At 60.9% G+C, this 23,500-nt stretch carries 22 protein-coding genes; 11 read left to right on the forward strand and 11 right to left on the reverse strand.

What is annotated here, in order from left to right:
- The first annotated feature begins 70 nt into the window (after positions 1–70).
- The 5 genes from ACVWSC_RS16300 (at position 71) to ACVWSC_RS16320 (ending at position 3,594) form a co-directional block, all read left to right on the forward strand.
- Positions 71–688, forward strand: a complete 618-nt coding sequence (locus ACVWSC_RS16300; RefSeq protein WP_442107811.1) for a LysE family translocator — start codon at positions 71–73, stop codon at positions 686–688.
- A 308-nt stretch (positions 689–996) separates the two neighbouring features.
- Entirely contained in the window at positions 997–1,647 is a 651-nt protein-coding gene (locus ACVWSC_RS16305) for a sel1 repeat family protein (protein ID WP_442107813.1), read from the forward strand.
- A 101-nt stretch (positions 1,648–1,748) separates the two neighbouring features.
- Positions 1,749–2,447, forward strand: coding sequence for an AzlC family ABC transporter permease (locus ACVWSC_RS16310; RefSeq protein ID WP_442107815.1), 699 nt, complete (start codon positions 1,749–1,751; stop codon positions 2,445–2,447).
- Complete coding sequence (locus tag ACVWSC_RS16315; protein WP_442107817.1) at positions 2,444–2,767, forward strand: AzlD domain-containing protein; 324 nt, start codon at positions 2,444–2,446, stop codon at positions 2,765–2,767. Before ACVWSC_RS16310 ends, ACVWSC_RS16315 begins: the two co-directional genes overlap by 4 nt.
- On the forward strand, positions 2,764–3,594 hold the full coding sequence (locus ACVWSC_RS16320; RefSeq protein ID WP_442107819.1) for a helix-turn-helix transcriptional regulator: 831 nt from the start codon (positions 2,764–2,766) through the stop codon (positions 3,592–3,594). The genes ACVWSC_RS16315 and ACVWSC_RS16320 overlap by 4 nt, the downstream gene beginning before the upstream one ends.
- A gap of 88 nt (positions 3,595–3,682) precedes the next feature.
- Here ACVWSC_RS16320 and ahpF read toward each other — a convergent pair whose 3' ends face one another.
- The 9 genes from ahpF to ACVWSC_RS16365 form a co-directional block, all read right to left on the reverse strand.
- Positions 3,683–5,233 (reverse strand): alkyl hydroperoxide reductase subunit F, encoded by a 1,551-nt coding sequence (gene ahpF, locus ACVWSC_RS16325; RefSeq protein ID WP_442107821.1) that lies wholly within the window; start codon positions 5,231–5,233, stop codon positions 3,683–3,685.
- A 121-nt stretch (positions 5,234–5,354) separates the two neighbouring features.
- Positions 5,355–5,918, reverse strand: a complete 564-nt coding sequence (gene ahpC / locus ACVWSC_RS16330) for an alkyl hydroperoxide reductase subunit C (protein ID WP_128325693.1) — start codon at positions 5,916–5,918, stop codon at positions 5,355–5,357.
- A gap of 134 nt (positions 5,919–6,052) precedes the next feature.
- A complete protein-coding gene (locus ACVWSC_RS16335; protein WP_442107824.1) occupies positions 6,053–8,596 on the reverse strand; it encodes a fimbria/pilus outer membrane usher protein in 2,544 nt (847 codons plus the stop codon).
- A 20-nt stretch (positions 8,597–8,616) separates the two neighbouring features.
- A complete protein-coding gene (locus ACVWSC_RS16340; protein ID WP_442107826.1) occupies positions 8,617–9,357 on the reverse strand; it encodes a fimbrial biogenesis chaperone in 741 nt (246 codons plus the stop codon).
- A 60-nt stretch (positions 9,358–9,417) separates the two neighbouring features.
- On the reverse strand, positions 9,418–9,885 hold the full coding sequence (locus ACVWSC_RS16345) for a fimbrial protein (protein WP_442107828.1): 468 nt from the start codon (positions 9,883–9,885) through the stop codon (positions 9,418–9,420).
- A 214-nt stretch (positions 9,886–10,099) separates the two neighbouring features.
- Positions 10,100–11,458 (reverse strand): glutathione-disulfide reductase, encoded by a 1,359-nt coding sequence (gene gorA / locus ACVWSC_RS16350; protein ID WP_442107830.1) that lies wholly within the window; start codon positions 11,456–11,458, stop codon positions 10,100–10,102.
- 93 nt (positions 11,459–11,551) lie between these two features.
- Positions 11,552–12,391 carry a UTP--glucose-1-phosphate uridylyltransferase GalU gene (gene galU, locus ACVWSC_RS16355; protein WP_442107832.1) on the reverse strand — a complete coding sequence of 280 codons (840 nt, stop codon included), beginning with the start codon at positions 12,389–12,391 and terminating at the stop codon, positions 11,552–11,554.
- Between the two features lie 202 nt (positions 12,392–12,593).
- Entirely contained in the window at positions 12,594–13,505 is a 912-nt protein-coding gene (locus ACVWSC_RS16360; RefSeq protein ID WP_442107834.1) for a c-type cytochrome, read from the reverse strand.
- Positions 13,502–14,152: a c-type cytochrome gene (locus ACVWSC_RS16365; protein WP_442107836.1), complete on the reverse strand. Its 651-nt coding sequence runs from the start codon at positions 14,150–14,152 to the stop codon at positions 13,502–13,504. The genes ACVWSC_RS16360 and ACVWSC_RS16365 overlap by 4 nt, the downstream gene beginning before the upstream one ends.
- A 239-nt stretch (positions 14,153–14,391) precedes the next feature.
- Here ACVWSC_RS16365 and ACVWSC_RS16370 point away from each other — a divergent pair, with 239 nt between their 5' ends.
- Positions 14,392–15,120, forward strand: coding sequence for a DUF899 domain-containing protein (locus tag ACVWSC_RS16370; protein WP_442107838.1), 729 nt, complete (start codon positions 14,392–14,394; stop codon positions 15,118–15,120).
- A 7-nt stretch (positions 15,121–15,127) separates the two neighbouring features.
- Here the strand turns inward: ACVWSC_RS16370 and ACVWSC_RS16375 are convergent, their stop codons facing one another.
- The gene (locus ACVWSC_RS16375; RefSeq protein WP_442107840.1) at positions 15,128–16,270 is read right to left on the reverse strand and encodes an acetyltransferase domain-containing protein; all 1,143 of its coding nucleotides are present in this window, start codon (positions 16,268–16,270) and stop codon (positions 15,128–15,130) included.
- A 126-nt stretch (positions 16,271–16,396) separates the two neighbouring features.
- On the opposite strand from ACVWSC_RS16375, the gene ACVWSC_RS16380 reads away from it, so the two are divergent.
- Positions 16,397–17,314, forward strand: coding sequence for a bestrophin family protein (locus ACVWSC_RS16380; protein WP_442107842.1), 918 nt, complete (start codon positions 16,397–16,399; stop codon positions 17,312–17,314).
- On the opposite strand, the gene ACVWSC_RS16385 is transcribed toward ACVWSC_RS16380, so the two are convergent.
- Entirely contained in the window at positions 17,295–18,287 is a 993-nt protein-coding gene (locus tag ACVWSC_RS16385) for a bile acid:sodium symporter family protein (RefSeq protein ID WP_442107844.1), read from the reverse strand. The genes ACVWSC_RS16380 and ACVWSC_RS16385 overlap by 20 nt on opposite strands.
- A 79-nt stretch (positions 18,288–18,366) precedes the next feature.
- On the opposite strand from ACVWSC_RS16385, the gene ACVWSC_RS16390 reads away from it, so the two are divergent.
- The 4 genes from ACVWSC_RS16390 to ampC all read left to right on the forward strand — a co-directional run bounded on the left by ACVWSC_RS16390 (position 18,367) and on the right by ampC (position 23,480).
- The gene (locus ACVWSC_RS16390; protein WP_442114315.1) at positions 18,367–19,179 is read left to right on the forward strand and encodes an AraC family transcriptional regulator; all 813 of its coding nucleotides are present in this window, start codon (positions 18,367–18,369) and stop codon (positions 19,177–19,179) included.
- A gap of 81 nt (positions 19,180–19,260) precedes the next feature.
- On the forward strand, positions 19,261–19,635 hold the full coding sequence (locus ACVWSC_RS16395; protein ID WP_442107846.1) for a hypothetical protein: 375 nt from the start codon (positions 19,261–19,263) through the stop codon (positions 19,633–19,635).
- Positions 19,636–19,638: 3 nt separating this feature from the next.
- Positions 19,639–22,260, forward strand: a complete 2,622-nt coding sequence (locus ACVWSC_RS16400; protein ID WP_442107848.1) for a DUF4132 domain-containing protein — start codon at positions 19,639–19,641, stop codon at positions 22,258–22,260.
- Between the two features lie 53 nt (positions 22,261–22,313).
- Positions 22,314–23,480 carry a class C beta-lactamase gene (gene ampC / locus ACVWSC_RS16405; RefSeq protein WP_442114316.1) on the forward strand — a complete coding sequence of 389 codons (1,167 nt, stop codon included), beginning with the start codon at positions 22,314–22,316 and terminating at the stop codon, positions 23,478–23,480.
- The last annotated feature ends 20 nt before the right edge of the window (positions 23,481–23,500 follow it).

A 23,500-nucleotide genomic window follows, 5' to 3' on the forward strand; every position in this document is an offset into this window, starting at 1 on the left:
AACAGTCGTTTTACAAGGCGCGGGGGGCTGCCGAAAATGCCCACACACCTGACGACCACCGAGCCTGCCAATGAACACCGCCCTGCTCCTGACCTACGCACTGACCGTTTTGCTGCTGATTGCCACGCCCGGCCCGGTGGTTGCCCTGGTGGTCAACACAGCCGCCAGCACTGGCCGCCGCCAGGCGCTGTGGACCGCCGTCGGCACCAACGGTGCCTCGCTGGTGCTGATCGCACTGGCCGCCAGCCTGATTCTTACCAGTGCGGTGATCGCCCCCCATGTGCTCAGTGCGCTGAGTGTGGTGGGCTGCCTGTTCATCGGTTACCTGGCCATTAGCGGCCTGCGTCAGGCACTGACACCCAACGCGGACGTTGCGCCGCCTGACCGCGTGCGTGGAGGCCTGTGGAAAGGCTTTGCCATCGGCTTGTCGAACCCGAAAGACATCCTGTTCTTCATGGCCTTTTTCCCGCAGTTCATCCACATCACCAGCCAGACAAGCCACAGCCTGTTACTGCTTTCGCTGGTTTGGGTGATTCTCGATATGGCGATTCTGGCGGCGTACATTCTGCTGACCAGCACCTTGGCGAGCCCACAACATCAGCGGCTGATCGGCCTGGCCAGCGGCGCGATGCTGCTGGTGATCGCCTTGGCAGGGCTGTTTTACAACCTTCGGACATTTTGGTCCTAAGGCTTGCCCGGTAGGAGCGGGCTTGCCCCGCGATGCGATGTGCCAGATAAATCGCATCGCGGGGCAAGCCCGCTCCTACCGGCCAGTCATCACTTGGACACCATGTTGCGTGGCTTTCGAGAACGCCCCTACAAAGGTTAGAATGGTCGCCTTTGCCCAGGCCCCTTCGAACCCTACTATGGACAGTTGGATTGAACCCTGAACCTCAGCGTACCGTTATTCAATTGATGCCCAGCCCTCAAGCAGTGCCCTCCTCAGGCTTTACCCGGTTGCGTGCACGCCTCTGCTCCTTCTTATTAGCCATATTGGTGCCCGGCTGCGCGCTGGCTGACGGCTTGCGCATCGACCCGCACGCCGACCTGCTGTATCGCCAGGCCGTGACACTGCTGGAGCAAGCCGAACATCAGGCCGACAGCTTCAGCCTCAAGACCAGCTCCACCGACCAGGACCTGGCGCAACAGGGGCAAGCTCTTGGGCGAACCCTCACCCCTGCCGTCAGCCTGCTGACCAAAGCCGTGGAGCTGGACCATCCGGTCGCCCGTTATCGCCTGGCGTTGTATTACATGACCTACCTGCCCACCGAGCAGATTCCAGTTGCCGCTTGCCCGCTACTGCAAACCAGCCTTGCGCAGGGTTTTGCACCCGCGGCACTGGGGATCGAAGCCTGGTGCACCGACTACCGTGACAGCACGGCGTTTGGCAAAAACCTTGAGCATGTCCAGGCCATAGCCAACCGCTACGCCTCCTATTACCCGCAACCGGCCGAGCGTCTGCTGTGCAATCCCGAACAACCTCAGGGCCTGGCCCTGCAATGGGGACGCCAACGCGACTTCCAGGCCGAAATCTACCGTTTGCAGGGCAACAGCCAACCCGATCAACGCCAGCGTTACTGGCAAAAAGCGGTTGATCTGAACGGTTGCTTTGCCGTACGCCAACGTCTGCTCAGCAAGCATTTTTGACCCGCCCTGGCGCCAGGTGAGCCTGAACAGCAAGATCGTTCAAGTCACCTGCGCGCAGCTCTGGCATGCTGTGCAACCTTTTCCAGTTGTTGCAGATAGCCATGTCCAGCCCACCCTTCGCCCGCCAGGCCTTTACCCGCGGCGCAATCGCCATCCTGCCATTGTCTTTGGCGGTCGCCCCCTGGGGGCTACTCGCCGGCTCAATGGCCATCGAAGCCAACCTCACCCCTTGGGAAGGCCAGGGGCTGTCGGCCATCGTTTTCGCCGGGGCGGCACAGCTGGTGGCCATTGGCATGCTCAAAGGCGGAGCGAACCTGTTCTCGATCCTGTTGACTACCCTGCTGCTGACCTCCCAGCACCTGCTCTACGGCCTGTCGATGCGCCCGGTACTGTCAGGGCTGCCTACCCGCTGGCGGCTGGGCCTGGGATTCTTGCTCACTGACGAGTTTTTTGCTCTCACCAGCCAGTACGACCAACAGCAGTTCAACCGCTGGTATGCGTTAGGCGTTGGCCTGACCTTCTACATCGCCTGGAACCTGTTCACCCTGGCGGGCATTATTCTTGGCCAAAACATCCCGCACCTCGACCAGTTGGGCCTGGATTTCTCCATCGTCGCCACCTTTGTTGCCCTGATCGCCCCGCTGGTGCGCAATCTGCCCACCGTGGTGTGCGTTGCGGTGTCGTTGTTCAGCTCTGTGCTGTTCAGCTTCTGGCACTGGGAAACCGGCCTGGTGGCAGCCGGCCTGCTGGGCATGAGCGCCGGTTTCATCTGCCAGAAATTCAGCGGAGCACGCTCATGATCTTTGCCTTGATTGTCGGGATGGGCCTGCTGGTATTTCTCAACCGCTACGCATTCCTTGAACCACGCTTGCCGCTGCGCCTGAGCTCCAACGCCCGGCAATTTCTCGGTTTTGCCGTGCCGGGTATGTTGACCGCCATCTGTGGGCCGATCATTTTCCTGCCTGGTCATCAACTCGACCTGAGCCTGAGCAACCCGTACTTGCTCGGTTCAGTGGTGGCCGTGGTGCTGGTGCTGTTGACCCGCAGCACCTTGATCAGCATGCTGGTGAGCATGATGTTCTTTTTCGTCTTTCGCTGGTGGTTGAACGGCAGCCCATGAACGCAGCACCGCAGGAACAGACCCACTTCTGGCAAGCGCCGGCGCTGGGAGATGTCGAGATGCTTCACGCTCGATATTTCCAGCAACGCTTTGCGCCGCATGTGCATGAAGGCTATGCGATCACCATCATCACCTCGGGTGCCCAGCGTTTCTGGCATCGTGGCAGCGATCATGTGGCGGCGGTGGGCAGCATGGTGCTGATCAACCCCGATGAAATGCACACCGGCGCCAAGGCCCATGAACAGGGCTGGCGTTATCGTGGCTTGTACCCACAAGGTGAACGTATCACCGGTGTGCTGGATGAGCTGGATATCAAACGCGACGGCCTGCCGCGCTTCGAGGCCAGCGTGCTGCACGATCCGCAACTGGCCAAGGCGTTCAACTGGCTGCACTGCCTGGCTGAACAGGGTGCCAGTGACCTGGAGCAACAGAGCGCGTGGCGCGAGGCCGTGCTGATGCTGGTGCACCGCCATGCCCGCATCGGTAGCCCGCGCGAGCCTGGCAACGAACCCTGCGCCGTGGCACGAGCCAAAGAGCTGATGGAAAGCTGCCTGGCCGACCCACCGTCACTGCAGGATCTGGCCAGTGCGGTCAATCTTTCACCTTTCCACTTCGCCCGGGTGTTTCGCCAGGCCACCGGTTTGCCTCCGCATGCCTGGCTCAAACAGCGGCGCCTGAGTCGCGCACGGGAACTGCTGAAGAACGACTGCCTGCCGTTCAACGTGGCCTTTGCTTTGGGGTTTTCGGATCAGAGCCATTTGAACCGGCAGTTCAAACAGGCTTATGGGGTGACGCCAGGGGAATACCGCCGGGCGTGTGTGGGTTAGGTAGGAGCGGGCTTGCCCCGCGAGGCGATGTGTCAGATCAATCGCCATCGCGGAGCAAGCCCGCTCCTACCAGTAGCCCTGCGGTGTTTCAGGCACGAATCAGGTGATCGAACGCCGCCAGCGAAGCCTTGGCGCCCTCACCCACGGCAATCACGATCTGCTTGTACGGCACGGTGGTCACATCACCGGCAGCAAACACACCCGGCAGGTTGGTCTGGCCACGGGAGTCGACAATGATCTCACCACGTGGCGACAGCTCTACCGTGCCCTTGAGCCAGTCAGTGTTGGGCAACAGGCCGATCTGTACAAAGATCCCTTCCAGTGCGATGTCATGCAGCTCATCGCTGTTGCGGTCCTTGTAGCGCAGGCCGCTGACCTTCTGGCCATCACCCAGCACTTCGGTGGTCAGCGCGCTGGTGATCACCTTGACGTTCGGCAAGCTGTGCAGCTTGCGTTGCAACACCGCGTCGGCACGCAGTTGGCTGTCAAACTCGATCAGTGTTACCTGGGCCACGATACCGGCCAGATCAATTGCCGCTTCTACACCCGAGTTGCCGCCACCAATCACCGCCACGCGCTTGCCCTTGAACAGCGGGCCGTCGCAGTGCGGGCAGTACGCCACGCCACGGCTGCGGTACTCTTTTTCACCCGGTACGTTCATTTCCCGCCAGCGCGCGCCAGTGGCGAGGATGACGGTTTTGGCCTTGAGTGAAGCACCACTGGCCAGGCGTACTTCATGCAGCCCGCCATCGCTGGCCGGGATCAGCGCTTCACCGCGCTGCAAGTTCATGATGTCGACGTCGTACTGCTTGACGTGCTCTTCCAGGGCCATGGCCAGTTTCGGGCCTTCGGTTTCCTGAACCGAGATGAAGTTCTCGATGGCCATGGTGTCGAGCACCTGCCCACCAAAACGCTCCGCAGCCACACCGGTACGGATGCCTTTACGCGCCGCGTAAATGGCCGCTGCAGCACCGGCGGGGCCACCGCCAACCACCAATACGTCGAAGGCGTCTTTGGCGTTGATTTTTTCCGCCTGGCGCTCAGCGCTGCTGGTGTCCAGCTTGGCGACGATTTCTTCCAGGCCCATGCGGCCCTGGCCAAACACTTCGCCATTGAGGTACACGCTGGGTACCGCCATGACTTTGCGCGATTCGACTTCTTCCTGGAACAGCGCGCCGTCGATGGCAACATGACGAATGTTCGGGTTAAGCACCGCCATCAGGTTCAGTGCCTGAACCACGTCCGGGCAGTTCTGGCACGACAGCGAGAAGTAGGTTTCAAAGTTGAATTCACCTTGCAGCGCGCCGATCTGCTCGATCAGTTCGGCGCTGGCCTTGGACGGATGGCCGCCGACCTGCAGCAGTGCCAGCACCAGCGAGGTGAACTCATGGCCCATGGGGATGCCGGCAAAGCGCAGGCTGATGTCGGCCCCAGGGCGGTTGAGCGAGAACGAAGGACGCCGGGCGTCGTTACCGTCCTCACGCAAGGAAATCAGGGTGGACAGGCTGGCGATTTCAACCAGCAGGTCGCGTAATTCGCGGGACTTCGCGCCGTCATCGAGGGAAGCGACGATCTCGATCGGCTGAGTGACCCGTTCCAGGTAGGTTTTCAACTGAGTTTTAAGCGTGGCGTCCAACATACGGGCGATTCCTTTTTCAAACGGTAGAAATAACAACGCCCGGGCGAAAGCGCCCGGGCGTTTTGCGGGGCGGTGACAACATCAGGTGCGGTGCAGCACCGCCCTCGGCTGGCTCACGGTCTTAGATCTTGCCGACCAGGTCCAGCGATGGCGCCAGAGTGGCTTCGCCTTCTTTCCACTTGGCTGGGCACACTTCGCCTGGGTGAGCAGCGACGTACTGGGCAGCCTTGATCTTGCGCAGCAGCTCGCTGGCGTCACGGCCAACACCGCCGTCGTTCAGTTCAACGATCTTGATCTGACCTTCCGGGTTGATCACGAAGGTGCCACGGTCAGCGATACCGGCTTCTTCGATCAGTACGTCGAAGTTGCGCGAGATGACGTGAGTCGGGTCACCGATCAGTGGGTACTGGATCTTGCCGATGGTGTCCGAGGTGTCGTGCCAGGCTTTGTGGGTGAAGTGGGTGTCGGTGGACACGCCGTAGATTTCCACGCCCAGGTCTTTGAACTCAGCGTAGTTGTCGGCCAGGTCGCCCAGCTCGGTCGGGCAGACGAAGGTGAAGTCAGCCGGGTAGAAGAATACGACAGACCATTTGCCTTTGAGGTCGGCGTCGGAGACTTCGACAAACTTGCCCTGGTGGTAAGCAGTGGCTTTGAACGGTTTTACCTGGCTGTTGATGATAGGCATAAGTAACGCTCCTTCAGGGGGTTGAAAAACTTGATGGGAGAATCGTAGCTAATACATTCCCTCAATGCTCATTGGCAAAGCTCATGCTGCCGATTGGTTTTGGCTATAAGTGGCGGGTTAGATAGCTTGAACGCTCATAACAAGGATTCCACGGCATCACTGCCCTGCTGTTCACAGGTCGCCTGCAGTACGGTCGGGGCATTGCCTGACGGCTGGCCCGCAGGCAGCCGATAGTTCAGGGCACAGTGCTGCTGCATGCCGTCCCCCCAGCGCACCTGCAAACGCCCCTGCGTGTTGATCCCGCGCACATGCAATCGGCTGCCCTGCCCGACCAGCCCCAGCTCCTCGCCCGTTTCATCCAGCACCACCGCGCCGAAGGGCAACACGCTGCCATCGGCCTGGCGTGCGTCGATCAACGCGCTGCGCCCGCTGCGTGTGGGGTAGTAGAGCAAGGCCGCAGCACCGGCTCGCGGCACGACTTGCTGGCTGCTCAGTTGCAGTTCGATGTCTTGCGAGGTGCCTTTAGGGTCCAGCTCGACGGTATTGAGGCTGTACGGCAAAAGGTGCGGCAGCACCGCATAGCCCTTGCTATCCAGCTGCACCTGCGGCGCCTGCTTGAGTCGTGCGCGGGCAGCGCCCGGCGCATGCACGATGGCAAAGCTTTCGCCCAGCGACTGGGTCGCCGTCAGCCCTCCGGCATGTGCCACCAACGCCCCGCGAGCGCCCAGCGAGGCCTGTTGGTAGTCACGGTGCTGACTGAGTGTTCCACTGAGCTGTGCTCCCGCACCGCTGTACTGCGCTTGGGCGTCCACACCTGCGGTATCGCGCTGCGATTCATGCCGTGTGCTCAGCCCCAGGCCATACCCCCACTGGCCATGCTCACCGGCAGTGCTGCTGAAGCGGGTGTTGGTTGTGTTGTGTCCACTGCCGTTGCTGGTGAAGGTACTGGACAGTGAGCCACGCCGACGCTCACCCAACGGCAGACTCAAGGTCACGGCGATTTGATTGCGATGCCCTGCCGACGTCGATTGCTCGCGGGAGGCCGTGATGCCATAGCCCAGCGCGCCATAGCGGTTGAAGTAGCCAAGCGAATAGCTCAAATCACTACCCGGCCGCTGCCAGCGCTGCGTCCGCACGGCTTGCAGGCTCAAACGCCCCCCCTGCTCACCCAGGCCTTGGCTGACTGCAACGCGTGCGCTCAGGCGTGTCGGGTGCGGGTTCGGCGAGTGCTGCTCGCCCTCGTACCGAGCACGGGCAACGTCATTGAAGCCCTGGTACTCAGGACCACTGCTGGTCAGGCTGACGCTCAGGTCGGTGCGCGACGCCGCCAGCACTTGACGCCAGCTCAACCGCACGGCCTGGCCAGCGCTGCGCTCCTGCTCTGGCGAGTCGCTGTGCGATCCGAGTACAGTCAGGGCCACCGCCCCCAGGTGGCTGTTCAGCGTGCCCCCCAGCGCAGCCGATTGATACCCTGGAGCTGCGATCAATCCGGCATGTACGCTGAAGCGATTGCTCAGGCCCTGTTGCCAACTTCCCTGGGCATGCTCCAGGCCAGTGTTGCCCAGACCATCGCGCCAGCGCCCGAGGCTGAAGTCAAAACGCCGGGCGCCCGGGCGCAAGGCCAACGGCGCTGCCTGATACGGCACCGTGAACGTGCGTTGATTGCCATCAGCTTCCGTCAGGGTCACCTCCAGGTCATCACTGAAGCCGTTGGCATACAGGTCACTGATTTCGAACGGCCCGGGCTGCACGGTTGACTCATGCAAGAGCACGCCATTCTGGCGGATAGTCAGCAACGCCGTACTGTAGGCAACGCCACTGACAGTCGGGGCAAAACCGCGTTGCGATGCCGGTAACATGCGCTCGTCGCTGGCTAACCCGGCGCCGGTGTAGGCGATGCTGTCAAACACCTCACCGCGACTGTAAGCCTCGCCCAGTGTCAACTGCGCTTGCCATGGGGCGATATCACGCTGCACATAGCTGGCCAGTGCCTGGTAACGCTGCTCGATACCCTCGCCGGCTTGCAGGTAGCCTTCATGACGCCAGTACCAGGCCCCGGTGTTGAGGCCACTGCGCAAGCCCAGGAAGGATTGATTCCACTGCTGACCGTCAATGCGGCTGCGCTGACTGAACAGGTTCAAGCGATAGTCGACAAACGCTGCAGGCGTGCCGCTGTCCCATTGCTCCGGGGGCAAATAATCCAGGGGTAGCGACACCAAGGCCGTTTGAGCGACCTGTAGCGACAAGCGCAAGCGACCATAATCCAGGCGCTCACTGGCCTCTATTCCCAACGCCGACAATGGCAGGCAGCTGTCGGTCGGCTGCAACTGCTCGCGCACCGAAGCGCCAAGCTGTGCTTGATCAATGGTCAGCGCCTGCAGCAATGTGCCGCTGTAACAAGGACTGGCCTGCGGCTCATCGCCTTGTTGACGCAAGGCTACCGACCAGCGTCCCTTCCAGTGCTCATTGACCACAACATCCAGCACCTGCTCGCCTTCAGGTACGCTGTCGGCATGCTGGAAACGACTGACATCGACAGCCGCCGCCCCCTCCGTTTGCAGGAATCGGGGATCGAACGCAACCGGTGCTGCATGCAGTCGATTGCTTGCCAGTGCGCTTGCCAGGCACAGCAAGGCCCCGGCCGTACGCCATGCAGGCGCGGCAGAACATTTCATCATCACTGTCGCCTCCACCGCGCTCAGTGCCGGTGGACGACCTCGGCGGACTGTTGGTGGAGCAACACCGCACCGTAGTCATTGACACTGCTGAAGTGCACGCGGGCGCTAGACGCTGCGGCCAATTCCAGCCCCTCTAAAGCAAACAGCTGGGTCGACATTGGCGCGAGGTGGCTGCTTTGGGCTTCGTGCATGCCCGCTGCCGTCTGGATCGCCAGCGCAGCGAGGTTGACGTGATAGCGGCTGGGATTGTGCGCTTCGAGCATCCATGCCTGATGCTGCTTGAGCAGACGCCAGGTCAACGCCTGCGGCGCTTGTTCTGCGGTTCCAGCAAGGCCTTGGGGGCGATACAGCAGCTTGATCCGCGAACGCACCGCAACCTGCAGGGCATTGCCTTGCCCCTTTGGCGGGATTTCCAGCACATTGAGCCAATACAGGCCTTCGCGGTCCTGGGGAAAGTCGTGCTCGGTTTGAAACAAGCGCAGTGTTTGCCCATTGCCCGGATCCAGGCGAAACAACGACGGCGTGAGGCTGAACGGCACCTGCAATTGCTCGATCGGGACCTCTGCCTGGCCCTCATCGATCCAGGCTTGCACCAACGACGGATGCTGCCCTTTGTGGTTCAAGCTGACCGTCACTTCTGCGGCATTCGCGGGATAGATCACCCGGGTTGTGGCAATCACAACACTGGCATTGGCCGCGCTACTGGACAGACAGGCAGCCAGAAGCCACCCGCGCCAGAACGGCAGGCAGATTGTTTTCATAGGAGGTCCTGGGTCGGCAAACAATAGAGGTTGGCAGCCCGGCAAGGGCTGCCAACAACTTCATGGGTACATCAGGGTGTACTGCACGCGGGTGTTCACCAGGCCTGGCGTTGTGCCGCCCAGTGAGTAGTATTCCGCCGAGTAAGCGAGCACTGCCTGACCGTTGATGATGTCAACGATCTGGGAGTTCTGGTTGCCTTGGGCAGCCGACAGGTTCATCGGCGCATTGGTGTTGTTGCGCAGCTGAACTTCAACGTTCTCGCTACCACCGGTATCCACAATCAGGCGCCCCTGCGGGCTGATGGTAGGACCAGATTCAAAGTAGGTAGAAACGCGGGTCAAGCCAGGCGAGCAGTTGGCCAGACGCAGATCGAAGCGCGTGTTGCCTGCGACCTGGCCTGGAGTGATCAACAGACTGGCCGGCACCGTCGGCAAGCTCACGGCCACATCGTTGTTGCCGCCATTGACTTCGCAAGTGCCCGCCTCAACGCTGCCGCTGAAGCTCATTTGACCGCTGGCCTGTGCCATCCCAGTGCTCAGGAGAAGACAGCAACTCAGCGCAAGAAGCGTTTTATTTGTAGGTTTCATCGTGACATTCTGCTTGGAAGTGAGTGGGGCAATCAGTATCTGAAATGTCCGACTCGGAGAATGTCAGCCGCAGGTCACGGCGATGGCCGCTTAAGTAACGGCTCAGGTAGGAAACGTTGGCCACCCTGCGTAGCTCCTACGCAGGGTGGGTGACTCAACGTGAAACTGGCGTGCGCAGGGTCACGAACTCTTCGGCTGCGGTCGGATGCACACCGATGGTTTCATCGAACTGCTGCTTGGTAGCCCCGGCCTTCAGCGCGATACCCAGGCCCTGGATAATCTCGCCCGCGTCCGGGCCGACCATATGGCAACCCAACACACGGTCGGTGTCGGCATCGACCACCAGCTTCATCAAGGTCTTTTCCTGAACATCGGTGAGGGTCAGCTTCATCGGCCGGAAACGGCTTTCAAAAATCTGCACCTTGTAGCCTTGCTCAAGCGCTTGTTCTTCGGTCAGGCCAACAGTGCCGATAGGCGGCTGGCTGAACACCGCGGTGGGGATATTCTGGTAGTCCACTGGGCGATATTGCTCGGGTTTGAACAGACGCCGCACCACCGCCATGCCCTCAGCAAGTGCCACGGGTGTCAGTTGCACCCGGCCAATCACGTCACCGATGGCCAGGATCGACGGTTCAGTGGTCTGGTACTGCTCGTCGACGCGAATGAAACCACGTGGGTCCAGCTCTACCCCCGTATTTTCCAGGCCCAGGTTATCGAGCATCGGCCGCCGGCCGGTGGCATAGAATACGCAGTCGGCAACCAGCTCACGACCGTCTTTGAGGGTCGCCTTGAGGCTGTCGTCGTCCTGACGCTCGATGCGCTGGATATCGCTGTTGAACTGCAAGTCCAAACCGCGTTTTTCCAGTTCTTCCTTAAGGTGGTTACGCACACCACCATCGAAACCGCGCAAGAACAGATCACCGCGATACAACAGCGAGGTTTTCGCCCCAAGGCCCTGGAAGATGCCAGCAAATTCCACGGCAATGTAACCACCACCCACCACCAAGACACGCTTGGGCAGGTCTTTGAGGTAAAAGGCTTCGTTGGAACTGATCGCCAGTTCCTTGCCAGGAATATCCGGGATCTGTGGCCAGCCGCCGGTGGCAATCAGAATGTGCTCGGCGCTGTAACGCTGGCCGTCGACTTCCACTTCGTGGGCGCCGGTCAGCTTGGCGTGGCCTTCAAGCAAGGTCACGCCGCTGTTGATCAATAGATTGCGGTAGATGCCATTAAGGCGCTCGATTTCGCGGTTCTTGTTGGCAATCAGCTGGCCCCAGTCGAACTGAGCGTCTTCCAGCGACCAGCCAAACCCTACGGCCTGCTCGAAGTCATCGGCAAAATGCGCGCCGTAGACCAGCAGTTTCTTCGGCACACAGCCGACGTTGACACAGGTCCCGCCCAGGTAACGGCTTTCAGCAACCGCCACCTTTGCACCGAACCCTGCGGCAAAACGCGCAGCGCGCACACCACCGGACCCGGCACCAATCACAAACAAATCAAAATCGTAGGGCATCTCGATGCTCTCAAGCCGCAAGTATCAAGCTACAGGCTACTAGAAAAAGCCCTGTGCGTTCCACTTGCGGCTTGCAGCATGGCGCTGGAAGACTTAGTACGCCTTACCGGTTTTGTAGAAGTTCTCGAAGCAGAAGTTGGTTGCCTCGATGTAGCCTTCAGCGCCACCGCAGTCGAAACGCTTGCCCTTGAACTTGTAGGCAATCACGCAGCCATCCTGGGCCTGCTTCATCAGGGCGTCGGTGATCTGGATTTCACCCCCTTTGCCTGGCTCGGTTTGTTCGATCAGACTGAAAATGTCCGGGGTCATGATGTAGCGACCGATGATCGCCAGGTTCGACGGGGCATCTTCCGGTTTTGGCTTCTCGACCATGTTGCGCACACGGTACAGGTCGTCGCCGATCAGGTCGCCGGCGATCACGCCATACTTGCTGGTTTCCTGCGGGTCGACTTCCATGATTGCAACGATGGTGCAGCGGTACTGTTTGTACAGCTTGACCATTTGCTTGAGCACGCCGTCACCGTCGAGGTTGACGCACAGGTCGTCGGCCAGCACCACGGCGAACGGCTCATCGCCGATCAGTGGACGACCGGTGAGGATCGCATGGCCCAGGCCTTTCATTTCGGTCTGACGAGTGTAAGAGAACGAGCACTCATCGAGCAGACGACGGATGCCGACCAGGTATTTTTCCTTGTCGGTGCCCTTGATCTGGTTTTCCAGCTCGTAGCTGATGTCGAAGTGATCTTCCAGCGCGCGCTTACCACGGCCGGTAACAATGGAAATCTCGTTCAACCCAGCTTCCAGCGCTTCTTCAACGCCATACTGGATCAGTGGCTTGTTTACCACTGGCAGCATTTCCTTGGGCATAGCTTTGGTAGCAGGCAGGAAGCGAGTGCCGTAACCGGCTGCCGGGAACAAGCATTTCTTGATCATATACGTCCTTAACAAGGGCTTTGCGTACGAAATTCGGCGCAGTCTAATCAGGCAGCGGCCACCTTACAATGCCCCCACCGACTGGCCGATGCCATCATAGAGAAATCCTAGTGTAGATAGTTCCCGCCGATCGTAAATATCGCCCCGTGATTTCATTGTGCTATTTCTTGTGAAATCACGGGGACGCCAGCAAAAACAGGCGTTACAACACTCCTTTACCGATCAGTACACCGTCTACCGTCTGTCCGTACAGGTTGACCCCGTCATTGGCATGGAACTTCAACCGGGTTTTCTCGATTGAGCCCTCGACCAGGCGCGGATCCTGCGGCCGTTCGTGGCGGTTGATGAAGGCCGCGACATCCCAGGCCTCTTGATCGCTCAGCGATCCAGGCTTGCCCAGCGGCATGTTGTACTTGATGAACGAGGCCGCCGTGTTGATCCGGTGCATGCCCGCGCCCCAGTTGTACGAGTCTTTACCCCACAGCGGTGGCATCACATAGTCCTGAGCGACTTTCTGCCCCTGACCTTCTGCCCCGTGGCAGATCGCACACTGCTGCTGATACACCTGCTCGCCGCGTTTGAAGTCATAGCCCTGGGCCGGCTGCGCGACCTCGGGATAGCCCCGGCCCGGCGTCTCGACGCCGATCGGCGCCTTGCTCGCCAGCCAGTAGGCATACACCGAGAGCGCAGTCATTTCCGGGCTGTCGGCCGCTGGCGGAGTACCGTTCATGCTGAACTGGAAGCAGCCCTGTATGCGCTCGGCGAAGGTGTTGACCTTGTCGTTTTTCTTACGGTAAGCCGGGTACATCGGGTACGCGCCCCACAGCGGCGCCGAGTGGCCCAGGCGCCCCTGGTCCAGGTGGCAGTTGCTGCAATTGAGGCCATTACCCACCTTGTCAGGCATCAGGCGCTTGGTGTCGACGAACAGGGCATGCCCCTGACGGACCATCTTGCCAAAGGCGTTGTCGGGCAACTCACTTTCTGCGGGCGGGGTAAACGCCGGAGCGCTGCCCGCCGCGGGGACTTTGAGTTGCGACTGGTCTTCCATGGCGATCGGCGCGGCGTGCGCAGTCCCCAGGGCCAACGCCAGGGCAGCGAACATCAATGCTTTCATGGTTTCACCTCCTGGCTGGCGGCGCTGGCAAAGTAATCGGCCACGGCCTTGATTTCCTCATCGTTCATGGCCTTGGCCACCCCCACCATCAACTGGTTCGGGTCGTTGCTGCGACTGCCATCGCGCCAGGCATTGAGCTGCGCCACCAGATAGGCTGCGGGCTGATGAGCCAGCGGCGGGAAATGCTCGCCAACCCCCACACCACCCGGGCCATGACATTGCACACAGCCCGGAATTTTGCGGTTCCAGTCACCGTACAAGGCCAGTTTCTGCGTGGCGTCGCTTGCCATCTGCTGCCTACGAGTGTCGGCTACCGCGTCGCTGGGCATCGCTGCCAGGGTGGTGGTCACCGCCTGGATTTCCTCATCACTGAGGGCCTTGGCCAGCGGTTCCATGATCGGATTCTTGCGACTGCCGTTACGAAAATCGTGCAGTTGCTTGCTCAGGTACGCCGCCGGCAAGCCGGCCAGGCGCGGAAAGCCCGCAGCCGCCATGCCTTTGCCATCCACACCATGACAGCCCAGGCAGGCCATCGCCGCAGGATTCTGGCCGCCTTGGCTGAAGACTTTCTGGCCGTCTGTGGCGTGGGCCGCGGAGACGGAAAACAGCAGCAGGCTACTTATCAGGATTCGATCCAGTGGGATCATCACGGACTCCATTCTTTTGTTATAAGCTTAGGCTTATTTTTCATAAGCCTATGAATAGTAGGCCTATCTGGCGCCCGCAACAACGTTGATGCTGATGTTCAAATGGCTAATGGCCAGCTGAATCGATTCGTGAGCACCGCCACCACCGCTCATCAGGCAAATGCGCTTATTCAGGCCCCGCTGTCGAAACACCCCCGCTGCGGACGACCATCCATACATCCCCCCACCGGAGCGTCACCATGGACAACTACCGCAACCCGCAAGTGGTTTCCCGCAGCGAATGGCTCAGCGCGCGCCGACAGTTGCTCTTGCATGAGAAAGCCCTGACCCATCAACGCGATGAGCTCAGCCGGGCGCGCCGCGCATTGCCGTGGGTACGCATCGAGCAGCCCTACCGCTTCGAAGGCCCTCAGGGGCAATTGAGCCTGGCCGATCTGTTTGGCGCACACAGTCAACTGCTGATCTACCACTTCATGTTCGACGAGGGCTGGAGTGAAGGCTGCGGCGGCTGTTCGTTCCTCGCCGACCACTTCGACGGTGCCAACCTGCACCTGGCCCACCACGACGTTTCACTGGTGGCCGTATCGCGGGCGCCGTTTGCCCAGTTTCAGGGCTTCAAACAACGTATGGGCTGGCGCTTCCCGTGGGTGTCGTCGCACGGCAGCACCTTCAATCGGGAGTTCGGCGTCAGTGTCAGCGACGACGGCAACAGCCAGTACAACTACGAACCCTACTCGGGCAATGAAACCGAGTTGCCCGGCTTGAGCGTGTTCTATCGCGATACCGACGGCACCCTGTTCCACACATACTCAAGCTATGCCCGTGGTTTGGACATTCTGGTCGGCGCCTATAACTTCCTCGACCTGATGCCCAAGGGACGCAATGAAGAAGGCACGATGGACTGGGTGCGTCATCACGACCGCTACGAGGGGGCCAGCGCCGACCAGCCCCACTGCTGCCACGAGTGAACCGGGCTCAGAAATACTTGAGCCAGGCAACATCCCGGCGCCGCTGTTTCAAGGCCGCGAACCAGCGCGTCGGGTAATACAAGACCAAGGCCAGCACCAGACTGCACAGCCACACACCGCTGACCTGATCGAAACCGAAATAAGCGCCCTGATTCAGCCCCCACAGCGCGACGGCGATCAGGTACAGCGCCTTGAGCACGTACAGGTGCAGCAAGTAGAAGAACATCGGCGCTGCCCCGAACAACGCCAGCAGTGGCACCCAGACGCGGCGCTGGTAGCGTTCCAGCAGTGCCAGCAGCAATAGACACAGGCCAAGGGTGGGCAGCAGGAACATCAGCGACGGCGGGTATTTGCGGGCGCTGAGAAAGCTCATGGTCGTGCGCAGGGCGTCACCTGTAGCCACCCACGGCAACTCGCCATACACGTTCAGATAGCGCACGCCAACGAACGCCAGTAACAGGCCACCCCCCCAACGCATGAGTAGCCTTGACCGGCGCACCGTCGGCACGCCCTGGGCAAACCACGGCCCCGCGCTCCAGCCCAATAGAATGACGCCAATCCACGGCAATACCGGGTAGGTGGTACGCGCGCGGATGCCGCCACCCAGCTCGATGAAATCACGCTGATGCAGGATCGCCCACGGTGTAAACCATGGGGAGTCAGCGCTGAGTACCCAGGGATCCAGCAGGTTATGGCCAGCGACGATCAACGCGCCGAAGCCCAGCAGCAGGCCACGCGGCAGATGCAGGGCCGCCGCCAGCACGATCATGCAGATCCCGATGCACCAGATCACCTGCAGCCACAGGGTTGGCGGCAACAGCGTACCGTTCCAGGCCAGGTTGACCAGGGTCAGTTCCAACAACACCAAAAACAGGCCGCGTTTGAGCAGAAACAGCGAGGTGTCGCGCCGAGTGTGCTTCTGGCTGTACAGCCAGGCAGAAAGCCCGGTCAGAAAGATGAACACCGGCGCGCACAAGGCACTGAGCAAGCGGGTAAAAAACAGCTCGGGCGGCACACTCGTGGCATCCATCGGGTCACCGACCTGACGGTGCAAGTAAAAGGTTTCGCGCACATGGTCGAGCAACATGAACAGCATCACCAGGCCTCGTAGGGCATCGATCGATTGCAAGCGGGAGGATGGAGGGGACATGAACGGCTCACGGCAAATGATAACGATATAATGTAACACCTCATCATCACCGAGCTGTATCCCGGCAAAGCTTTGCCCTACAGTAATGCGCGCACGTTCTCGCGCTTCTGTACAAGGTTTGCCTTGATGATCATCCAGCCGCAAAAACCCTCCATCCGCGTCCTGTTGTTCTCGCTCAAGGGCTCGATCATTCCAGTGATATGGCGCAAAGTGCTGTACACCGTACTGATCAGCTCCGCCGTGGTTGCTACTCACGGCACCCTGTTCGAATACAAGGTCATCCTCACCGCCACGCCCTTTACCCTCTGGGGCCTGACCCTGGCGATCTTCCTCGGCTTTCGCAACACCGTGGCCTACCAGCGTTTCTGGGAAGCGCGCACGTTGTGGGGCGAGTTGCTGATCGTCAGCCGCAACCTCACCCGCCAGACCCTGAGCCTGTTGCCCAACCTTGAGGCGGTCCAGCGCCGCGGCCTGTTCGATACACTGATTGCCTTTGCCTATGTGCTGCGCGATCAGTTGCGTGGAACGCCGCCGAGTGCCGACCTGCAGCGTCTGCTCGATGGCCCGACCCGCACCCTGATCGCCAGCAGCGGTGCGCCGGCCAGCCGCCTGCTGGGAATCCTCGGCCAGCGCTTGATGGCCCAGGCGCGCGAAGCCGGGGGTGGTGAAGTGCTGCAGGCCAACCTTGATCAGCAACTGAGCCGGATGTCTTACGTACTGGGCGGGTGTGAACGGATCAAGAACACCCCGATCCCCTACCCCTACATCCTGATGCTGCACCGCATCGTCCACGTCTACTGCTTCTTGCTGCCGTTCTGCCTGGTCGACAGCATTGGCTGGTTCACCCCGTTTGCCGTCTGTGTGCTGGCTTACACCTTCTTTGGCCTGGATGCCCTGGGCGACCAGATCGCCGACCCGTTCGACACTCAGCCCAACGACCTGGCCCTGGACGCCATGTGCCGCAACCTGGAAATTGCAGTACGCGAACTCGCGGGCGAAACCGCGCCAGCGCCCCTGCAACCGGTCAAGGGCGTTCTGCTCTGAGCGCCAACGCGTCATCGCGCGCAGCGTAACGCTGCGCCAACACCGCACAGACCATCAGTTGAATCTGATGGAAGATCATCAACGGCAGAATCATCGCGCCGATGCCGCCACCGACAAACAGCACCTGCGCCATCGGCACGCCGGTGGCCATGCTCTTTTTCGAGCCGGCAAACAGAATGGTGATGCGGTCTTCCAGGTTGAACCCCAGCCAACGCCCCAACGCACCGGTGCACCACAGCACCAATGCCAGCAACAAGCAACACACCAGCACCAGCCCGGCCAGGCGCGACGGCGCCACCGAATGCCACAAACCGCTGACCACCGCGTCGCTGAATGCGGTGTAGACCACCAGCAGAATCGAGCCCTGATCAACCACCTTGAGCCAACGCGCGTTACGCGCCACCCAGTTGCCGATCCAGCGGCGCGCCAACTGCCCGGCAACAAACGGCAGCAACAATTGCAGAACAATCTTCATGACCGCCTCAAGGCTGGAGCCGGTATCACCCTCCACGCCCATCAACAGCACCACCAGTACCGGCGTCAGCACAATACCCAGCAGGCTCGACGCCGCAGCACTGCAGATCGCCGCGGGCACGTTGCCACGGGCGAGCGAAGTGAAGGCAATGGCTGATTGCACCGTCGCTGGCAACGCGCATAGATACAGCACACCCAGGTACAGCTCGTCCCCCACCAGCGGCAACACCAGTGGCTTGAGCGCCATGCCCAGCAACGGAAACATCACGAAGGTACAGGCGAACACCAGCAGGTGCAGGCGCCAATGCCCGGCCCCGGCGGCCACCGCTTCGCGCGACAGTTTGGCCCCGTGCAGAAAGAACAGCAGGCCGATGGCCAGGTTGGTCAACCCGCCAAACAGCACTGCTGCACTGCCCTCACAGGGCAACAGCGTGGCCACAAGGATGACCCCGAACAGGGCCAGGGTGAAATTGTCGAACAGCATCCGCAGGTACTTCATGGTCAATCCTGACATGTTATGGTGGCGCGCCAGACGATAAGGTCTTTGTCCCTTGCTCACTAACGCCGGTACCCCGCCAGTGTCGCCAAACGGACAAACCAGCGCGCCCGAGCCGCACCTGCTCGAACAGCTGAGCGAACTGCCACGCCCGGTCTACGGCCAACTGCAGAGCCTGCCCAACATCGTCCTTGATTACCGGCACGCGCATCCCTGGGGGCAGTTGTCGTATGCCATCGATGGCGTGCTGCAGGTGCACACCGACCACGGCTTTTACCTGGTGCCGCCCCAACGCGCAGTGTGGGTGCCGGCGCAGGTCCCGCACCGCGTCAGCTGCCCCGGCGAAACCTGCCTGCGCAGCCTGTACCTGCAACATGCCCCGGCCAACTGGTCGAACACTGAGTGCCGGGTCATCGCCATCAACCCGCTGCTACGTGAGCTGATCCGCACCTTCAGCGAACTCCCGGTGCACTACGACCTGCAAGGTGCCGACGGTCGTCTGGTGCAGGTGCTGCTCGATCAGTTGGCAATGGCCACCGAACAACCCTTGATGCTGCCGCTGCCGCAGGACAGCCGACTGCGTGATCTGTGTAGTCACCTGCAGGCCCAACCTGATGCCAGCACCAGCCTGGGCGAATGGGCGCTACACACTGGGGTATCGGAACGCACCCTGAGCCGCCTGTTTCAGCGCGAAACCGGTTTGAGCTTCCGGCTCTGGCGTCAGCGCATGCGCTTGCTCAACGCGCTACCGGCACTGGAGCGTGGTGAGCGGGTCACCGACGTTGCCCTGGCCTGTGGCTACGATTCGCTGTCGGCCTTCATTGCCGCCTTCGGCAAGCAGTTCGGCGCGCCACCGGGGGCGTTCTTTCGTGCGCGCGAGCGCATTGTTTCGTAATCCGTGTCGTTTCTAAATTCGACGCCCGGCCTGCTATCCTCGCCCCACCTGACCTGCTGCCTGCCAGAAAAAGGAGTTTCCATGGCAACACTGACCGTACGCGACGAATCTGTTTCGGGCGAAACCTATGACGCCTTCACCCTGCAGTTTCCCAGCGCCAGCATCACGGTGCGCCAGTTGATCCGCGAGCGGGTCCACCAGGAAGTCCTCCTGCATGAGCAAGGTCGGGGCAGCTCCCCGCGGCAACCGCTGGTAGTACCCACCCGCCCGCAGGCCATTGAGCAAAAAGCGGTGGACTGGCGCCAACAGGCCGAGATTGCCTGCCAGGCGTTCGAACGCAACGGCTTTGTTGTGTTGCTGGATGAGCATCAGGCCGAGCAGCTCGATGAGGTATTGAGCATTCGCCACGACAGCGTCGCCAGCTTCATCAAATTGACCCCGCTGGTAGGAGGCTGAGGCATGGCGCTGGAACAACTGCAGGCGTTGATCAACGACATCCCGCAAACCGAGCTCGGCGCCGTCGAATACATCGGCCCGGACGGCTATCCGCTGCTGAGCAGCAGTGAGCTGCGCGCCGAACACCAATTGATCAGCACACTGCTACCGCAGTTGCAAAGCCTTGACCCTCAACCGCAAACGCTGGCCCGGTCGCTGGCCGCACTGCCCGCCATTCGGGCAGTGGCCGAGCAACAGCAACAGCAACGGGTACGGCTGGTGCTGGCACTGATCGAACGGATGGTGGCCTACGACAGTGGCTTGAGCCGCGCCAGCCTCAAGTATGAGTTCGCCCGTAGTTTCGACGAAGGGGTCATGCCGACGCTGGTCAGCCTGTTGCTGCAAACCGAGGGTGTGCTTGAGCAGGTGGCCGTGCCGGTATTGCGGTGGATCACCAGCTACCGCTTCGGCTATTACCACGTGTTACCGACACTCGGCGTGGTCAACTGGGCCATTGCCCGGCAACCGCTGGCACTGCCTGAAGGGTTGCTTGCGCTCCTGCGGCTGTTGCGCAGCCAGTGCTCAGACGCCGACCTGTACTGCGGTTCATTAAAGCACGGCAGTTTCGGCGAGCACTTGATCGGCCTGCTCGACCCACTGTTGGGCGACGGCACCTGGCAACTGTTGGTGCCCTGCGAATACTGGGCCCAGTTGGCAATCAACGACATCGACGCAATGCCCGCCGCGCACAGCAAACACTGGCTGGCCCTGCTCCGCCAGGCCAGTACCGCGAGCGCAACGCGGCCTTCGGCGAAATGGCTGAAACACGCCCGGCTTGTGCTCGACAATATCGGTGAAGTGCCACTGCGGGCCGCGCTGCTGCGCTGGTTCGCAGAGGTCGATCGCGGGCGAGCAGGCTCACTACTGTTCGACCGCTGGAACAGTGTCGATGATCGCGCCCGCATGAGTGAAGGCAATGCCATCATCCTGCGTGGCCTGTTGTGGATGACCCCGCTGCTGGCCGACAGCGAGCTGATTCGCGCACTCACCCGGGTAACCCTGAGCGCTTACCGCAAAGTCCGCGGCATCGGTGCCCGGGCGCCGAAAGTCGGCAACGCGGCGGTGTATGCCTTGTCATCGATTGCCACGACCGAAGCGGTGGGGCAACTGGCCCTGCTCAAGGCCCGGGTAAAGCTTTCCAGCGCCCAGAAAGAGCTGGAAAAAGCCTTCAGCACGGCCGCCGAAGCGCTCGCACTTCCACGCGACCAGATCGAAGAACTCAGCGTACCCAGCTACGGCCTTGAGCAGGTTGGCCTGCGCCGCGAAACCTTGGCCGACGGCGCGTACCTAGCCGAGCTGCGTGTAGAGGGCAAAACGGTGTCCTTGAACTGGTTTGACGCCGACGGCACGCCACGGAAGTCGCTGCCGGCCCAAGTCAAGGCCGACTGCAATGAAACCCTCAAGGAGCTGCAAGCGGCGGCCAAAGACATCAGTGTCATGTTGACCGCCCAGGCGGCACGCCTCGATACCCTGTTCCTGCTGGAAAAACACTGGCCACTGGAGCAATGGCAGCAACGCTACCTCGACCATCCGCTGGTCGGCACCCTGGCTCGGCGCTTGATCTGGAGTATCCGGGAAGGCGAGCAATCGCTTGCGGTCATGTTCATCGACGGCGGCCTGCACACCGTCGATGGTCACCGCGTGAATTTTTCCAGCACGGCTGAAGTCAGCCTCTGGCATCCCATCGGCCGCACAACGGAAGAAATCCTTGCCTGGCGTGAGCGCATCGAATCCTTGCAGATCACCCAGCCGTTCAAGCAAGCACACCGTGAGGTGTACCTGCTGACCGAGGCCGAGCGCCAAACCGCCACCTATTCCAACCGTTTCGCCGCGCACATCCTGCGTCAGCACCAGTTCCATACCCTGGCCATTGGCCGTGGCTGGCGCAACACATTGCGCCTGATGGTCGATGCCGACTACCCACCGGCGACCCGCGAGTTACCCAGCTACGGCCTGCGTGCCGAGTTCTGGATCGATGGCGTAGGCGATAATTATGGAGTCGATTCCAATGACACCGGTACCTTCCTGCACTTGAGCAGCGACCAACTGCGCTTCTACGCCAGTGATGCCGAAGAGGACGCAGCGCTGCCGCTTGAGCAGGTTCCGGCGCTGGTGCTCAGTGAAGTGATGCGTGATGTCGATCTGTTTGTTGGCGTGGCGTCGCTGGCCAACGACCCACAGTGGATCGACAGCGGGCCTGAGGGCCGCTTGCGGGATTACTGGCAAGCGCATTCGTTTCCTGAACTGGGGGCCAGTGCCCAGATCCGTAAGCAGTTACTGGAAAAACTGCTGCCACGCATGAGCCGCCTGAAGAACAAATGGGCCTTGCATGGGCGCTTTCTGGAAGTCACCGGTAAGCTGCGCACTTACAAGATTCACCTGGGCTCTGCCAACATTCTGATGCAACCGAATGACCAGTACCTGTGCATCGTCCCTGACGCCAAGGCACGTACCCAAGCCACACCCGAGTACCTACCGTTCGAAGGTGATGCGCTGTTGTCGATCATTCTGTCCAAGGCGCTGCTGCTGATTGACGACGACAAAATCAGTGACCCGAGCATCACCGATCAACTTGCGCTGCAGTGACCCGGTGACCACCCCGTGAACGCCCTTCAACTGATATGGAACCTGACCCGATGATGCGCTTCAGAACCCGGATCAGACCGGGGCTACTGGCGGCTGTAACACTTGCCTGCATCAGCACTCAAAGCCTCGCCAGCCCCCTGCCCGACGACCGTCTGGCGTCCACCGTGAATGCACACGTCCGGCCGTTGATGGCGCAACAGAACATTCCCGGCATGGCGGTTGCCGTCAGTGTGAATGGCCAACGCCATTATTTTAACTACGGGCTGGCCTCAAAGCAGACCGGCCAGGCCGTCAGCGATGACACCCTGTTCGAGATCGGCTCGGTGAGCAAAACCTTCACCGCAACCCTTGTCGCCCTTGCCCAGGCTAATGGCGCGCTGGCGTTGAGCGATCCGGCCAGCAAACACTGGCCCGCGCTCAAAGGCACCGCCTTCGATGGCATCACCCTGCTCAACCTTGGCACTTACAGCGCAGGGGGCTTGCCTTTGCAGTTTCCTGACGCTGTCACCGATGAGGCGAGCCTGCTGGCCTACTACCGTCAGTGGAAGCCCGACTACGCCCCCGGCACCCAGCGTTTGTACTCCAACCCAAGCCTGGGTTTGTTCGGATACCTCGCAGCCAGGAGCCAGAACACCCCGTTTAGCGAGTTGATGCAGCAGCAACTGCTGCCGCAACTGGGCCTTCAGCACACCTTCGTGCAGGTACCTGCGGCACAGCTGAACCATTACGCCCAAGGCTACGACAAGGATGACAAACCTGTGCGGGTCAGCCCGGGGCCACTGGATGCAGAGGCCTACGGGGTGAAAACCACCGCTGCCGATTTGCTCCACTACCTTGAGGTGAACATGCAGCCGGGCAGCCTCAGCGAGCCGTTGCAGCGAGCCATCGACACCACCCAGCGTGGCTATTACCGCGTTGGTGAAATGACCCAGGGGCTGGGTTGGGAACAGTACCGCTACCCTGCTTCGCTGGATCAGTTGCTGGCGGGGAATTCCACGTCGATGACCCTCGATCCTCATCGGGTGACGTGGTTCAAGCCTGCGCAGCCGCGGCAAGCCGATAGGTTGCTGAACAAGACCGGATCAACCGGTGGCTTTGGCGCTTACGTGTTGTTCGTGCCGTCCAAAGGCATCGGTATCGTGCTGCTGGCCAACAAGAATTATCCGAATGCCGAACGGGTGAAAGTGGCTCATGCGATTCTCACTGAGCTGGAGCGGTAGGAGCGGGCTTGCCCCGCGAT

It is taken from the genome of Pseudomonas sp. NUPR-002 (assembly GCF_056322725.1).

What these genes read in the sequence shown, in the direction of transcription:
- ACVWSC_RS16300 (WP_442107811.1), top strand. Translation starts at nt 71, where the DNA reads ATGAACACCGCCCTGCTCCTGACCTACGCACTGACCGTTTTGCTGCTG.
- ACVWSC_RS16310 (WP_442107815.1), top strand. Translation starts at nt 1,749, where the DNA reads ATGTCCAGCCCACCCTTCGCCCGCCAGGCCTTTACCCGCGGCGCAATC.
- ACVWSC_RS16315 (WP_442107817.1), top strand. Translation starts at nt 2,444, where the DNA reads ATGATCTTTGCCTTGATTGTCGGGATGGGCCTGCTGGTATTTCTCAAC.
- ACVWSC_RS16320 (WP_442107819.1), top strand. Translation starts at nt 2,764, where the DNA reads ATGAACGCAGCACCGCAGGAACAGACCCACTTCTGGCAAGCGCCGGCG.
- ahpF (WP_442107821.1), bottom strand. Translation starts at nt 5,233, where the DNA reads ATGTTGGACGCCACGCTTAAAACTCAGTTGAAAACCTACCTGGAACGG.
- ahpC (WP_128325693.1), bottom strand. Translation starts at nt 5,918, where the DNA reads ATGCCTATCATCAACAGCCAGGTAAAACCGTTCAAAGCCACTGCTTAC.
- ACVWSC_RS16335 (WP_442107824.1), bottom strand. Translation starts at nt 8,596, where the DNA reads ATGATGAAATGTTCTGCCGCGCCTGCATGGCGTACGGCCGGGGCCTTG.
- ACVWSC_RS16340 (WP_442107826.1), bottom strand. Translation starts at nt 9,357, where the DNA reads ATGAAAACAATCTGCCTGCCGTTCTGGCGCGGGTGGCTTCTGGCTGCC.
- ACVWSC_RS16345 (WP_442107828.1), bottom strand. Translation starts at nt 9,885, where the DNA reads ATGGCACAGGCCAGCGGTCAAATGAGCTTCAGCGGCAGCGTTGAGGCG.
- gorA (WP_442107830.1), bottom strand. Translation starts at nt 11,458, where the DNA reads ATGCCCTACGATTTTGATTTGTTTGTGATTGGTGCCGGGTCCGGTGGT.
- galU (WP_442107832.1), bottom strand. Translation starts at nt 12,391, where the DNA reads ATGATCAAGAAATGCTTGTTCCCGGCAGCCGGTTACGGCACTCGCTTC.
- ACVWSC_RS16360 (WP_442107834.1), bottom strand. Translation starts at nt 13,505, where the DNA reads ATGAAAGCATTGATGTTCGCTGCCCTGGCGTTGGCCCTGGGGACTGCG.
- ACVWSC_RS16365 (WP_442107836.1), bottom strand. Translation starts at nt 14,152, where the DNA reads ATGATCCCACTGGATCGAATCCTGATAAGTAGCCTGCTGCTGTTTTCC.
- ACVWSC_RS16370 (WP_442107838.1), top strand. Translation starts at nt 14,392, where the DNA reads ATGGACAACTACCGCAACCCGCAAGTGGTTTCCCGCAGCGAATGGCTC.
- ACVWSC_RS16375 (WP_442107840.1), bottom strand. Translation starts at nt 16,270, where the DNA reads ATGTCCCCTCCATCCTCCCGCTTGCAATCGATCGATGCCCTACGAGGC.
- ACVWSC_RS16380 (WP_442107842.1), top strand. Translation starts at nt 16,397, where the DNA reads ATGATCATCCAGCCGCAAAAACCCTCCATCCGCGTCCTGTTGTTCTCG.
- ACVWSC_RS16385 (WP_442107844.1), bottom strand. Translation starts at nt 18,287, where the DNA reads ATGAAGTACCTGCGGATGCTGTTCGACAATTTCACCCTGGCCCTGTTC.
- ACVWSC_RS16395 (WP_442107846.1), top strand. Translation starts at nt 19,261, where the DNA reads ATGGCAACACTGACCGTACGCGACGAATCTGTTTCGGGCGAAACCTAT.
- ACVWSC_RS16400 (WP_442107848.1), top strand. Translation starts at nt 19,639, where the DNA reads ATGGCGCTGGAACAACTGCAGGCGTTGATCAACGACATCCCGCAAACC.
- ampC (WP_442114316.1), top strand. Translation starts at nt 22,314, where the DNA reads ATGCGCTTCAGAACCCGGATCAGACCGGGGCTACTGGCGGCTGTAACA.